Consider the following 13,341-nt stretch of genomic DNA (forward strand, 5'->3'; position numbering starts at 1 on the left):
CGAGTGACCATTCCTCCTATGTACGACATCCGTTTCGCCGAACCTGGCGACCTCGGCGCCACGATGGCGCTGCTGGTCCGGCTCCAGGCCGACAACGCGCACCACATCGGGTACCTCGGTGAGACAGTCGAAGAGCTCCGCGCGGAGCTCGGTGAGTTCGAGCCCACCTGGGCGGACTGCACGGTGGTGGCCGTCGACGCCGACGACAACATCACCGGCATGCTCAGCGTGGAGGTCGATGCCGAGCTCGGCCGTGCGTGGCTGCACGGACCGTTCGTCGACGTACCGGTCAACCACCCCGCGGGCAGCCGCATCTGGGACCAGACCGCCGACGCGCTGTTCCGCCGCGCCACCGAGCTCCTCACCGGCATCACCGATCTCGAGCTCTACGGTCACACGGCTCACCGGCGGCTGGCGGCGTTCGCCGAACGGCACGCCTTCAGCGCCGGCAAGGCCAGTGCCATCCACGTACTCGACAACGGGGACCTGCGCACGTTGCTGCTGCGGGACGCGAAATGTCCCAGCAGCCGCGAGATGCGCGTCCTCCCGACCGACGAGTTCGTGCACGAGGCCGTCGCCGTCCTGCACGAACGATGTTTCCCGCACACGTACTTGTCCGGCAAACAACTCGTCGAGTCCGACCCCGCCAAACGCACGGTCGTCGTCGCCATGGACGGCCAGCGCGTGCTGGGCTACGCCGCGGGCAAGGCCCAGCCCGAGGAGTACTACATCGACTTCGTGGCCGTCGAACCCGATGTTCGCGGTCAGGGCGTGGGCGCTGCCCTCGTCACCGAACTGCTGTGGAAGCTCGCGGCGGACCACGGTGCACGACCGCAGGCCGCCGCGTCGATCCACGCGGGCAACGAGTCGTCGCAGAACATGTTCGCCCGCCTAGGATTCCGCCTTCACGTCGAGCTCGTCGCGTACCGCCACACCGCCTGAATGCCGCAATGACAGCAAGCCACCCACGAGCAAGGTGACCGCCACCCCCAGGGGCGTGTTCCACCAGCCGGTCAAGGACTTCAGGTCGGCCGTCGCCTTCCCGAAGTAGATCGTCGGCGTGCTGCCGGCGAACTTGACGCCGAGAATCACGAAACCGACGACCAGCACCGTCGACACGAACGCGACGATCGCGTCCACCTGCGTGGCGCGCTGGAAGATGAGGCCGAGGAGGAAGGCCCCGAGCAGCGCGCCGTAGGTGTAGCCGGCGATGCCGAGCGCCTGCACCACGATCGGATCCGCCGTGGTCTTGTTCGAGGAGGCGAACAGGCCCGCGCACACGATCAGCAGACCCGCCCACACCAGGGTCCAGATCCGGCCGTGGCGCAGGCGTTCCTCGTCGGTCATCGGGGTCTTGCGGATGCGTTCGTAGACGTCGGTGACGGTGCTGGAGGCCAAGGCGCCCAGCGACGACGAGAGCGCGGCGGCGAGGATGCCGGCGATCACGAAGCCGGACAGGCCCGACGGCAGCGAGGTGACGATGAAGTACCCGAAGAGCTCGTCCTTGTTGCCGAGCTTCAGGTCTTTCACCGGGTCGACGCCGTTGTAGAAGGCCCACATCATCACGCCGATGAACAGGAAGAACGCGAACTGCAGGAACACCACGAAACCGGAGGCGATCAACGCCTTCTGCGCGGACTTCACGTCCTTCGTGGACATGAGCCGCTGCACGATCAGCTGGTCCGCGCCGTGCGAGGCCATCGACAGCAGCGCACCGCCGAAGAACGCCGCGACGAACGGGTACGCGCCCGTCAGCGGTGACGAGGTGAAGTCGAAGATCTGGAACTTGTTGACGTCGACGGCCTTCGCGAACCAGCCGTCCTGGAGCTGACCGGACAGCCACCAGATGACGATCACGCCGCCGAGCACGTACCAGAGCATCTGGATGGCGTCGACCCACACGACCGCGCGCACGCCGCCGAAGAAGCTGTAGAACACCATGGCGACGCCGAGCGCGAGGATGATCGTCCAGTAGTTCGCGTTGATCCCGTACTGGCCGAGCACCAGCTTGATCGGGATCGCCGTGGCGAAGAGCCGGATGCCGTCCGCGAGCAGGCGCGTGAAGAGGAACGTCACGGACGCCGTGGCGCGCATGCCGTTGCCGTACCGCTTGCCCAGGAACGCGTACGCCGTCACGAGGTCACCGGCGATGTAGCGCGGCAGCAGCACGAAGCTCACGATGATGCGGCCGACGATGTACCCGAGCGCCAGCGTCAGGTACGTCATGCCGCCTTGCGCGGGCGTCGCCATGTACGCGATCACCGGCACGCTCAGCACCGTGAGCGTCGACGTCTCCGCGGACACGACCGACAGACACACGACCCACCACGAGATGCGCTTCTCGCTGACGAAGTAGTCGGTGGCCGACTTCTGCCTGCCGCCGATCCACATGCCGAGCAACGGCATTCCGACGAGGAACAGGACGATGATCGCGAGATCTAGTCCGCGCACTTCGGGTCCCCCACATTCAGCTTGGTCACGGCGGTGGTGACGGGCTCGGGCATGCGGAGCGGTCCGCTGCCGGGCGTGATGCTGCCGAGCAGCCGCGGCCCGGACGCACCGGTCGCGGACGGCGTGTTGCCCGGAACACCGTGCCACGTCAGGAACCCGAGCAGCGCGGCCAGGTAGGCCTCCTTGCCGTCGCGCGGCAGGCCCAGCGAGTCGCTGATCTTCAACGGGATGGGGTCGAGCGCCTTCTCGAGCGCCTCGACCAGCACCGGGTTGCGCATGCCGCCGCCGGACGCGACGACGGTGCTCGCGTCGTGCGCGCGGCAGGCGTCCGCGATGGTGCGGGCGGTGAGCTCGGCGAGCGTGCGGAGCATGTCCTCGGCCTGGACCGTGGGAAAGCCCTGGAGGTACTCGGCGTTGAAGTGCTCCTTGCCCGTCGACTTCGGCCACGGCTTGGCGTAGTACGGGTCGGCGAGGAGCTTCTTGAGGACGTCCTCCCGGACGCTGCCCCTGCTCGCGAACTCGCCGTTCGTGTCCTGCCGCCGTTCGCCGTGGGACAGGACCTCCATCACGGCGTCCATCAGCGCGTTGCCGGGGCCGGTGTCGTAGGCGACCGGCGCGCTGCCGGGGCTGACGACGGTGATGTTCGCGATGCCGCCGATGTTGAGGGCGACTGCGTTCTTACCCATGCCGGCGAGCCACAACGCGTCGAGCGTGCTCGCCAGGGGTGCGCCGTGGCCTCCCGCGGCGACGTCCCTCACCCGGAGGTCGGCGACCACCGGCAGGCCGGTGCGTTCGGCGATCCAGGCGGGCTGGCCGAGCTGCAGGGTGCCGAGGCAGTCGCCGTCCTGCACCTCGTGGTGCACGGTCTGCCCGAGCGAGGAGATCAGGTCGGCCGGCAGGTACCCGGCGGCGACTTCGCCGAAAGCCTGCCCCAGCGACGTGTCGAAGGCGCACACTTCAGCCAGGTCCCGCGGTTTCTCCAGCAGGTCCTTCGGGAACGGGTGTTCGGCGCACTGCACCGGCACGAGCTCGACCACGTCACCGTTGATCGACAGGTCGGCGACGGCGACGTCGATGCCGTCCATCGACGTGCCGGAAATCAGTCCGATCACCCTCACGACGTGTGGTCTATTCCACAGTGTGGCGCCGCGCAAGGGCTTTGGTGAAATCTTCGCCTAAATGAGCAATACCTAGTTGACAGGTAACATGCGGGTCTGTGAAACCATGAGCCCGTGTCGACGTCCTCCCTTGTCCTGATCCTCGTCGTCGTGGCGGTCGTGCTGATCGCTGCGCTGGTGACCGGTGTGGTGCTGACGCGTCGCCGTCGCATCAGCCTGACCCAGAAGGAGGAAACGCCGAGGCCTGGCGGATACCAGGCGTCGGCGTCGGGGATCTCGCTCGCCCCGGCCGCCCCCGCCGCCGACGCCGTGGTCGACTCCGTGGTCGTGCCGCCGGTGGAACAGCCGGTCGAGCACCCCGTCGCCGACCGCACCGAGGTGGACGGGCAGCCCGGGGTGGGCGACGACGCCTCCGTGCCGCGAGACTCCGTGAAACGCGGCTTCGTCGAGGTCGACCTGCCGGTCGAGGCCTCCGAGGTCGAGGAGATCGAACCGACCGCGGGCCGGTTGGAGCGGTTGCGAGGCAAGCTCTCGAAGTCGCGCAACGCGTTCGGGACCTCGCTGCTCGGGCTGCTCGGCGCGGGTGACCTGGACGAGGACTCGTGGCAGGACGTCGAGGACACGCTGCTGATCGCGGACCTCGGTGCGGCGCTCACCACGGAGATCGTGGAGACGCTGCGGTCGAAGATCGCCGGGTCCGGCATCCGGACCGAGGCCGAGGCGCAGGCGTTGGTGCGCACCGTCCTGATCGACGCGCTCGGGCCGAAGATGGACCGGTCCCTGAAGGCGCTGCCGCACGCCGGCAAGCCCGCTGTGCTGCTCGTCGTCGGCGTCAACGGCGTGGGCAAGACCACGACGACCGGCAAGCTCGCCCGCGTGCTCGTCGCGGACGGCCGCACGGTGCTGCTGGGAGCCGCGGACACGTTCCGCGCCGCCGCTGCCGACCAGCTGGAGACGTGGGGCAAGCGAGTCGGTGCGGAGACCGTGCGCGGGCCGGAGGGCGGGGACCCGGCCTCGGTGGCGTTCGAGTCGGTGAAGCGCGGGGTGGACACCGGGGTCGACACGGTGCTGATCGACACCGCGGGCCGGCTGCACACCAAGAAGGGCCTGATGGACGAGCTCGGCAAGGTCAAGCGAGTCGTCGAGAAGCAGGCCGTGGTGGACGAGGTCCTGCTGGTGCTGGACGCCACGACCGGCCAGAACGGCCTGACCCAGGCGCGGGTGTTCGCCGAGCAGGTCGACATCACCGGCATCGTGCTGACCAAGCTCGACGGCACGGCCAAGGGCGGCATCGTGTTCCAGGTGCAGCGCGAGCTCGGCGTGCCGGTGAAGCTCGTCGGCCTCGGTGAGGGCGCCGACCACCTGGCCCCGTTCGAGCCCGGCGCGTTCGTCGACGCCCTGCTCGGCTAGGCCGTCGCGGCCTGGTCCGCGAGCCTCTTCGCCACCGCCAGCACCTCGGGAAGGATGCGGTTCACCGCGTCCTTCGTGAGCCTGCCTTCGGGACCCGACACCGACACCGCCGCCAGGGTCGGCCCGCCCACCACAGGCACCGCGATGCAGCGCACGCCCAGTTCCTGCTCGGACTCGTCCAGCGCGAACCCGCGTTCGGCGATCTCGTCGAGCGAGTCCAGCAGCTCGGACGCGTCGGTGATCGTGTTCGACGTGTACGCGGGCAGGCCCGTGCGTTCCAGCAGCGCGCGCACGTCGGAACGCGGCAGCTGCGACAGCATCGCCTTGCCGACTCCCGTGCCGTGCGGCAGCAGGCGGCGGCCCACCTCCGTGAACATGCGCATCGAGTGCTTCGAGGGCACCTGCGCCACGTAGACGACCTCGTCGCCGTCCAGGACCGCGAGGTTCGCCGTCTCCTCCACCGAGTCGACCAGCTGCGAGAGCAACGGCCGCGCCCAGGTGCCGTACTGGCGTGAGGCGGTCTCGCCCAGACGGATCAGGCGTGAGCCGAGGGTGTAGCGGCGGTTGCTGTTCTGGCGCACATAGCCCAGCGTGACAAGGGTGCGGATCAGGCGGTGGATCGTGGGGAGCGGTAGGCCCGATGTCGCGGCCAGCTCCGACAGCGAGGCTTCGCCACCGGCGTCTGCCAGGCGTTCTAGCAGGTCGAACGCCCTTTGCAGGGACTGCACGCCACCTGTGGACACGTGCGGCTCCTCCCGTTGCAGTTCCGCAATGCAAAAACTATAGTCCACACAGCAAAACCGAGAGAGGTGGATTCTGGTGCAGGTCCTGACCGAAGAGGCTCTTGAGTTCGTCGCGAAGCTGCACGAGGCGCACGCCGCCCGCAGGGACGAGTTGCTCGCCCTTCGCAAGGAGCGCCGGCCCCTCGGGTTTCTGCCCGGGACGCAGGACGTGCGGGACGGGGAGTGGCAGGTCGCCGAGGCTCCCGAGGCGTTGCGGGACCGGCGGGTCGAGATCACCGGGCCCACCGAGCGCAAGATGACGATCAACGCGCTCAACTCCGGTGCGAAGGTGTGGCTCGCGGATCTCGAGGACGCGAACACGCCGCACTGGGACAACGTCGTGCAGGGCCAGGTGAACCTGTACGAGGCGGAGCGCCGCACGATCGCGTTCACCTCGCCCGAGGGCAAGGAGTACTCGCTCAAGGGCGGGCCGTACCCGACGATCGTCGTCCGGCCGCGCGGCTGGCACCTCGACGAGCGGAACCTGCAGTTCGGCGGGAAGAACGCCGTCGGTGCGCTGGTGGACTTCGGGTTGCACTTCTTCCACAACGCCGAGCTCGGCCGCCCGTACTACTACCTGCCGAAGATGGAGTCGCATCTCGAAGCACGGCTGTGGAACGACGTTTTCACGACGGCACAGCAGTTGTTGAAGGTGCCGCACGGCACGATTCGCGCGACGGTGCTCATCGAGACGATTCCGGCCGCGTTCCAGATGGAGGAGATCCTCTACGAACTGCGCGACCACGCGTCGGGGCTCAACGCCGGTCGGTGGGACTACCTGTTCAGCGTCATCAAGTACTTCCGCGATGCGGGTGCGGACTACGTGCTGCCGGACCGCAACAGCGTGACGATGACGGCGCCGTTCATGCGCGCGTACACCGAGCTTCTGGTGAAGACGTGCCACAAGCGCGGGGCGTTCGCCATGGGCGGCATGGCGGCGTTCATTCCGAACAGGCGTGATCCCGAGGTCACCGAGACCGCGTTGCGCAAGGTCCGCGAGGACAAGACGCGCGAGGCGAACGATGGTTTCGACGGGTCGTGGGTGGCGCATCCTGATCTCGTGCCGATTTGCCGTGAGATCTTCGACGGGGTGCTGGGCGACCGGCCCAACCAGATCGACAAGCAGCGTCCGGAGGTCAGCGTCACCGCCGAGCAGTTGCTGGACTTCAAGTCCGCGGGCGGTTCCGCCACGCGAGCAGGCCTCGAGGCCGCGGTCGACGTCGGCGTGCGCTACATCGCGTCCTGGCTGGGCGGCAACGGGGCCGCGGCGATCCACAACCTGATGGAGGACGCGGCCACCGCGGAGATCAGCAGGTCGCAGATCTGGCAGTGGATCAACAACAAGGTCGTGCTCGACGACGGCACGCAGGTCACCGCCGACGCCGTGCGGTCCGTGCTGGCGCGGGTCGGGAGTGAGCTCGAAGGGCCGCACGTCGCGGCCGCCGTCGAGCTGTTCGAACAGGTCGCGCTGTCCGAGGACTTCGTGGACTTCCTGACACTGCCCGCGTACGAGCGCATCTGATGTACGAGACATCGCTGTCCCCTGGGGACGTCGCGCGCCTCACCGCACGGCTGTCCACTGTGGAACGCAGTTGGCCGGTGGGCCGTCAGCCCGTGCACACGTGCTACGTGCCCGCCGGACGCATCATCGGGTCCACGATCGCCGACTGGGGGCGCGAGGCCCTGGAGTCGATCGAGCCCGACCTGCTCCCGGAGTTGCCGGAAGGCGTGCTGGAGCGCGTCGAGGCGAAGCTCCGCCGGGAGCCGATCGAGGACCTGCGGATCGACTTCGAGGACGGCTACGGCGCGCCCGAGGACGACGTCGAGGACATGGACGCCGAGAGCACGGCGATCCTGCTCTCGCGCTGGGTCGCCGACGGCACCGCGCCTCCGTCGTTCGGTCTGCGCATCAAGTCGTTCGACACGCCCGAACTGCGCGAGCGCGGACTGCGCACGCTGGACATCTTCCTGACGGCGCTGGGCGAGGTGCCGCCGGAGTTCGTGATCACGTTCCCGAAGGTGACCTCGGTCGAGCAGGTCGAGGTCTTCGGTGAGGTGCTCGACCTCTTCGGCAAGGAGCTGAGGTTCGAGATCCAGGTCGAGACCGCGCGGTCCGTTGTGGACGGTGAGGGGCGCCTCGCGATCCCGCGGTTCATCGCGGCGGGACGTGGCCGGGTGACCGGTCTGCACTTCGGAACCTACGACTACACGGCGGACTGCGGGTTGTCCGCCGCACAGCAGCACCTGGCGCATGGCGCGTGCGACTTCGCCCGGCACGTCATGCAGGTGTCCGCGGCCGGCACGGGTGTGCGGCTCTCGGACGGCTCCACCAACGTGCTCCCGGTGGGCGACCAGAAGCAGTTCGGCTGGGACACGCACTACCGGCTGGCGCGCCGTTCGCTGGAGCACGGTTTCTACCAGGGCTGGGACCTGCACCCGGCACAACTGGTGACACGATATGCGGCTGTTTACGGTTTCTACCGCGAAGGTCTGGCCGCGGACGCGGCGCGGTTGAAGGCCTACGTGGAGCACGTCTCGGGAGGCGTGCTGGACGAGCCGGCGACCGCCCAGGCCCTCTCCGCGTTCTTCCTCCGCGCGGTGGACTGCGGTGCGCTCGATCCGGTGGAGGTGGAGGCCGCCACGGGTCTGGACGAGTCAGCACTCCGGGGCCTCGTAACCCGATCGAGCTGATCGGGGCATCACCCGTTCGTGTGGTTCTGTCCATGGGTGTCGAATGTTCCCGGTAGTTGGGTGCAGGGTGGCTCGCATGAGCATGCGAGCCGGCCTCTGGACCGGGTTACCCGACCTCGACTCCGCGGAGCACAAGTACCAGGTCGTCGCGTGTGATGCGGACGTGGACACCCTGATCCGGCTGCTCAGCCGGCCCGAGTGCAACGACGGGTCGCTCGACCACTTCGGCCGCGAGCTCACCGCCGACGGGGAACCTGACCACAACGTCGTGCTCGCCGTGCGCGGCGCGTGGGGCTACATGTACTACGTCGACAACCGCTTCATGGGCTGGCCGAAGGGGTTCGCGGAAGCGCCGTACGTGAACGAGAAGTACACGGACTTCCCGCCCGGCACCGGTGTTCCGCTCGACCTGTACCGGCAGCTGCTGATCGAGTTCATGATCTCCGGCGAACGGCCGACGGGCGTCGACTGGTACTGCGAGGCGGACCTGTTCCACTCGTGGCGCGACCAGCAGATGTCGTTGCGCGCGACCGAGAACCACTGACTCTCAGCGGGCCGCTGGTTCAATGGCCCCATGAAGGCCGTGGTGATGGGTGGGGGAATCGCCGGCTTGCTCGCCGCTCGGGTGCTCACCGAGACGTGCGACGAGGTCGTGGTCCTGGAACGTGACGAACTGACGGACGAGCCCGAGTACCGCGCGGGCGTGCCGCAGGGCCGGCACACGCACGGGTTGCTGGTGCGCGGCGGAGAATTGCTGGAGGAGCTGTTCCCCGGCCTGCGCGACGAGCTCGTGGCGCAGGGCGCGGTGCTCGCCGACGCGGGCGACATGCAGATCCTCAACCCGCTCGGCTGGCTCGCCAAGACGCATCTGGGCATGCCGCTGCTGTCGTTGAGCCGTCCCCTGCTGGAGACCTGCATCCGGCGGCGGGTCACGGCGGAGATCGTGGGCGGCGTCCACGTCATCGGGCTGTCGTTGCGCGACGGGGTCGTCGTCGGCGTGCTCACCCGCGATGGCAGGGTCGACGCGGATCTGGTCGTCGACGCGTCCGGCCGGTCGTCGAAGCTGCCCGCGTGGCTCGCCGCCGCGGGGATCACCACGCCGGAACCCGAGGTGGTCGACTCCGGCACGGGCTATGCGACCCGGCTCTACACCGCGCCGGCGGACTTTCCCGTGGTGTACGCGGAAAGCCTGTCCGCGCCGGACCTCCCGCGCGGGGTCGCGGCGATGCGCGTCGAGGGTGACCGGCTCATGGTCACCGCGCAGGGCGCCGTCGGTGATCACCCGCCGCGCGACCTCGACGGCTACCAGGAGTTCCTGGACTCGTTGCGGGTGCCGATCTCGGAGATGCTCGCCGACGCCGAACCGCTGACGCCGGTCTACCTGTTCGCCCGCACGGCCAGTCGCCGCAACGCCTTCGAGGACGTGCCGAACTGGCCCGGCGGGCTGGTGGCGGTGGGCGACGCCGTGTGCGCGTTCAACCCCGTCTACGGGCAGGGGATCACCGTGGCCGCGATGGAGGCTCTGCTGTTCCGGCGGCACCAGGACTTCAGCGCCAGGGGCTGCCGGCGGTTCCAGCGCAGGGTCGCGCGGACCTCGCAGGCGTCGTGGGCGATGTCGAGCAACGCCGACCGCAACTGGGTGGAGGAGAAGCGCGGCGGGCTGCTCGGCTGGTACCTGAAGAAGTGGCAGGCCGGGATCGTGCACGACCCCGACCTGTTCCGCCGCTTCGTGCGGGTCGTGCACATGGTCGCCTCGCCGGCGACGCTGCTCAACCCGGTGGTGTTCAGAAGGCTGGCAAGGTACTCCAGGCAAGACCCGCGTCCGGAGCGTCGTCCCGCAGGATCGACCCCTCGATGAGCCCGTACGGGCGGTCCGCGGCGTAGAACACCTCGTTGTCGTTCTCCAGGCCGAACGCGCTGAGGTCCACGAGGAAGTGGTGCTTGTTCGGCATGGAGAGCCGTACCTCGGCGACCTCGGGCCGTGACTGGAGAACGGCCTCGCCCATCGCGTACAGCGTCTGCTGCAGCGAAAGGGAGTGCTTGTCCGCGAACGTCTTCAGCATCACGGACCGGATCTCCGCGAACGACTTCGCCCAGTCGACGTCCGTGCCGGCGTAGCGCCAGCGGGCCGTCACCGACGTCGCCAGGATGCGGTCGTCCGTCTCCTTCAACGTCGTGTACGGGTCCTTCGGGTAGCCGTGGAACTCCGACCCCGTCGACTTCAGCACCACCATGTCCCGCACGCCCGACACGACCCACGCCTGCGAGCCCTCGATCGTCACGGCGGTGGTGCGCTTCTCGTTCGAGCCCTGGACGAACGAGTGGTCGTGGCCGTCGATGCGGTCCCACGAGTGCTCGTCGATCAGGATGCGCGCGCCCGTGATCGGTTCCTGCGAGCCGACGTAGTGCCGGCCGAGGCGCAGCGCGAAGTCCTCGATCTCCCCGACCGGCGCCTCCTTGGCGAAGGCGTACACGGTGTTCTTCTGCGTGTCGGTGGCCAGCACCTTCGCGTTGTCGCCTGTGAGGTGCGTGTCGGCGAGGTCTCCGCGCAGCGAGGTGCTGACGGTCAGGTCTTTGATCGTGTGCACGGACCCGTTGCGCGACACCGTGACGAGGCGGTTCTCCGCCTTCCCGTACTGGTTGGGGCCCAGGACGATGGCCATGAAATCAGCTCCCGATCAGCTTCTGCAGCCGCAAGGCGGCGATCTTCGCGAGTTCGTCGTTGACGACGCGGAGCTCGGCATCCGGCGGGTTGTCCATCCTGCTGGACAGGTTGCCGAGCATCTCCGCACCGCTCAGGCCGGTCGCGCACACCAGGTAGATGTGCCCGAACCGATCCTCGTACGCGGCGTTGGCCTCCGCCAGGCGATCAGCCTGGGAGGCGTCCACACCGGACTGTTCGGACCGCGACCACCTCGCCGACACCCCACCTGTCTTCTGTCGTTCGCCGATGCGCGGGTGCCCGGCGATGGCGCCGAGCACCTCCTCGTCGGAAAGTCCTTGTGCGGCAACCGAAGAAGCCGCGAGGAGAGCATCCATCGACGCGTAGGGCCTGCCCGCCACCATCGCGTCGATCCAGCGGGGTACCGCGAGGCACTCGGCGAGCAGTGGACGGAGTTCGGCCTCGGGGGCGCTGTTGAAGCTGTCCACGGTTCTCCAAGTTTCTACATCGCGGAATTGAACTTCCACATTCTTGACCCGGGCCGCGCGAGATGTCTAGTGTCTCCGTAGTACGAAATCCAACTTCCGCAATGTGGAAGGAACCGCCCGAGGTGTTCGACGCAAACCTGTCCATGCTCTTCACCGAGCTGCCGTTGCTGGAGCGTCCGGCCGCGGCACGCGCCGCCGGGTTCGACGCGGTCGAGATCTGGTGGCCGTTCGCGGACGCCGTACCGGAGACGCGCGAGATCGAGGCGTTCGAGAACGCGATCGTCGACGCGCAGGTGCGCCTCGTCGGCCTGAACCTCTACGCGGGCGACATGCCCGCGGGAGACAGGGGACTGACGAGCTGGCCCGGCCGCGAGACGGAGTTCCGCACGAACGTCGAGATCACCGCGGCCATCGCGGCCCGGCTCGGCTGCCGCACGCTCAACGCGCTGCACGGCAACTTCGAGACCACGGCGCAGACCGTCTCCAACTATCGCTTCGCCGCCGACGTCGCGGCCGAGATCGGCGCCCAGCTCGTGATCGAACCGCTGAGCGGCGCCCCGAAGTACCCGATCAGGACCGCCCACCAGGCGTTCGAGCTGATCGACGAGATCGACCGCGGCAACGTGAAGCTGCTCGCGGACCTCTACCACCTCGCCACGAACGGCGACGACCTCGACCTCCTCGCCGACCACGTCGACCGCATCGGTCACGTGCAGATCGCCGACGCCCCCGGACGCGGGGAGCCCGGCACCGGCGAGCTCGACCTCTTCGGGCATCTCGCGAAGCTCCGCGCCAACGGCTACACGGGCTTCGTCGGCGCCGAGTACAAGCCCGTCACCCACTCCTTCGCTTGGAGGGACAACGCATGACCCGCCCCAAGGGATCCACTGTCGGTTTCATCGGCCTCGGCATCATGGGCGGCCCGATGGCGGCCCACCTCGTAGCCGCCGGGCACGACGTGACGGGCTTCGACCTCAGCTCGGCCTCGCTCGACAAGCTCGTCGCGGACGGGGGCAAGGCCGCGTCGTCGGCGCAGGAAGCCGTCTCAGGCGCCGAGGTCGTCATCACGATGCTGCCGAACCACCCGCAGGTCGAGGCGGTGATCGACGAGGTCGTGTTCGACGACGGCACGCTGCTGATCGACATGAGCACGATCCGCCCGTCGACCTCGATCGACATCGCGAAGAAGCTGACGAACGTCCGCGTGCTGGACGCGCCGGTCAGCGGCGGCCAGACCGGTGCCGTCCAGGCGTCGCTGAGCATCATGGTCGGCGGCACCGAGGCCGACTTCGCCGCCGCCAGGCCGTTCCTGGAGGTCGTCGGCAAGACGATCGTCCACGTCGGGCCGCACGGCGCGGGCCAGGTCGTGAAGGCCGCGAACCAGCTGATGGTCGGCGGCATCTACGCGCTGGTCGCCGAGTCGATCGTGCTGCTGGAAGCCAGCGGCGTCGACCCGAAGGCGGGCCTCGACGTGCTCGCCGGCGGACTCGCCGCGAACCGGATCCTCGACCTCAAGCGCGAGTCCATGATCGCGCGCGAGTTCCAGCCCGGCTTCCGGATCGACCTGCACCACAAGGACATGGGCATCGCACTGGACGCGGCACGCGCCGCCGACGTCGCACTGCCGGTCACCAACCAGATCGCCGCACTGGTCGCGGCGGCACGCGCGCAGGGGTACGGGTCGCTCGACCACTCCGCGCTGCTCAAGGTCATCGAGAACTTCGCGGGAAGGGCCTGAA

The 13,341-nt window shown here is 68.5% G+C and carries 13 protein-coding genes; 8 read left to right on the forward strand and 5 right to left on the reverse strand.

Going from position 1 to position 13,341, the window contains the following annotated elements; genetic code table 11:
• Positions 1-18: 18 nt before the first annotated feature.
• Positions 19-942, forward strand: coding sequence for a GNAT family N-acetyltransferase (locus tag ACWF7A_RS22920; RefSeq protein WP_452252509.1), 924 nt, complete (start codon positions 19-21; stop codon positions 940-942).
• Here the strand turns inward: ACWF7A_RS22920 and ACWF7A_RS22925 are convergent.
• Both ACWF7A_RS22925 and ACWF7A_RS22930 read right to left on the reverse strand, forming a co-directional pair.
• A complete protein-coding gene (locus tag ACWF7A_RS22925; protein WP_452252510.1) occupies positions 892-2,451 on the reverse strand; it encodes a sodium:solute symporter in 1,560 nt (519 codons plus the stop codon). The genes ACWF7A_RS22920 and ACWF7A_RS22925 overlap by 51 nt on opposite strands.
• Positions 2,439-3,563 (reverse strand): anhydro-N-acetylmuramic acid kinase, encoded by a 1,125-nt coding sequence (locus ACWF7A_RS22930; RefSeq protein WP_452252736.1) that lies wholly within the window; start codon positions 3,561-3,563, stop codon positions 2,439-2,441. The genes ACWF7A_RS22925 and ACWF7A_RS22930 overlap by 13 nt, the downstream gene beginning before the upstream one ends.
• 120 nt (positions 3,564-3,683) lie before the next feature.
• Here ACWF7A_RS22930 and ftsY point away from each other — a divergent pair, with 120 nt between their 5' ends.
• On the forward strand, positions 3,684-4,979 hold the full coding sequence (ftsY, locus tag ACWF7A_RS22935; protein ID WP_452252511.1) for a signal recognition particle-docking protein FtsY: 1,296 nt from the start codon (positions 3,684-3,686) through the stop codon (positions 4,977-4,979).
• Here the strand turns inward: ftsY and ACWF7A_RS22940 are convergent.
• Complete coding sequence (locus ACWF7A_RS22940; RefSeq protein ID WP_452252512.1) at positions 4,976-5,722, reverse strand: IclR family transcriptional regulator; 747 nt, start codon at positions 5,720-5,722, stop codon at positions 4,976-4,978. The two genes, ftsY and ACWF7A_RS22940, sit on opposite strands and share 4 nt — an antisense overlap.
• A 76-nt stretch (positions 5,723-5,798) precedes the next feature.
• Here ACWF7A_RS22940 and aceB point away from each other — a divergent pair, with 76 nt between their 5' ends.
• The 4 genes from aceB to ACWF7A_RS22960 all read left to right on the forward strand — a co-directional run bounded on the left by aceB (position 5,799) and on the right by ACWF7A_RS22960 (position 10,310).
• The gene (gene aceB / locus ACWF7A_RS22945; protein WP_452252513.1) at positions 5,799-7,283 is read left to right on the forward strand and encodes a malate synthase A; all 1,485 of its coding nucleotides are present in this window, start codon (positions 5,799-5,801) and stop codon (positions 7,281-7,283) included.
• Complete coding sequence (locus ACWF7A_RS22950) at positions 7,283-8,452, forward strand: DUF6986 family protein (protein WP_452252514.1); 1,170 nt, start codon at positions 7,283-7,285, stop codon at positions 8,450-8,452. Before aceB ends, ACWF7A_RS22950 begins: the two co-directional genes overlap by 1 nt.
• Before the next feature lie 76 nt (positions 8,453-8,528).
• Positions 8,529-8,996, forward strand: a complete 468-nt coding sequence (locus ACWF7A_RS22955; RefSeq protein ID WP_452252515.1) for an Imm1 family immunity protein — start codon at positions 8,529-8,531, stop codon at positions 8,994-8,996.
• Positions 8,997-9,026: 30 nt separating this feature from the next.
• Positions 9,027-10,310: an FAD-dependent oxidoreductase gene (locus ACWF7A_RS22960; RefSeq protein ID WP_452252516.1), complete on the forward strand. Its 1,284-nt coding sequence runs from the start codon at positions 9,027-9,029 to the stop codon at positions 10,308-10,310.
• On the opposite strand, the gene pucL is transcribed toward ACWF7A_RS22960, so the two are convergent.
• Both pucL and uraD read right to left on the reverse strand, forming a co-directional pair.
• A complete protein-coding gene (pucL, locus tag ACWF7A_RS22965) occupies positions 10,237-11,115 on the reverse strand; it encodes a factor-independent urate hydroxylase (protein ID WP_452252517.1) in 879 nt (292 codons plus the stop codon). The genes ACWF7A_RS22960 and pucL overlap by 74 nt on opposite strands.
• A gap of 4 nt (positions 11,116-11,119) precedes the next feature.
• Positions 11,120-11,602: a 2-oxo-4-hydroxy-4-carboxy-5-ureidoimidazoline decarboxylase gene (gene uraD / locus ACWF7A_RS22970; RefSeq protein WP_452252518.1), complete on the reverse strand. Its 483-nt coding sequence runs from the start codon at positions 11,600-11,602 to the stop codon at positions 11,120-11,122.
• A gap of 143 nt (positions 11,603-11,745) precedes the next feature.
• On the opposite strand from uraD, the gene ACWF7A_RS22975 reads away from it, so the two are divergent.
• Both ACWF7A_RS22975 and ACWF7A_RS22980 read left to right on the forward strand, forming a co-directional pair.
• A complete protein-coding gene (locus ACWF7A_RS22975) occupies positions 11,746-12,471 on the forward strand; it encodes a hydroxypyruvate isomerase family protein (protein ID WP_452252737.1) in 726 nt (241 codons plus the stop codon).
• Positions 12,468-13,340 (forward strand): NAD(P)-dependent oxidoreductase, encoded by an 873-nt coding sequence (locus tag ACWF7A_RS22980; protein WP_452252519.1) that lies wholly within the window; start codon positions 12,468-12,470, stop codon positions 13,338-13,340. Before ACWF7A_RS22975 ends, ACWF7A_RS22980 begins: the two co-directional genes overlap by 4 nt.
• The last annotated feature ends 1 nt before the right edge of the window (position 13,341 follow it).

It is taken from the genome of Lentzea sp. NPDC055074 (assembly GCF_053608005.1).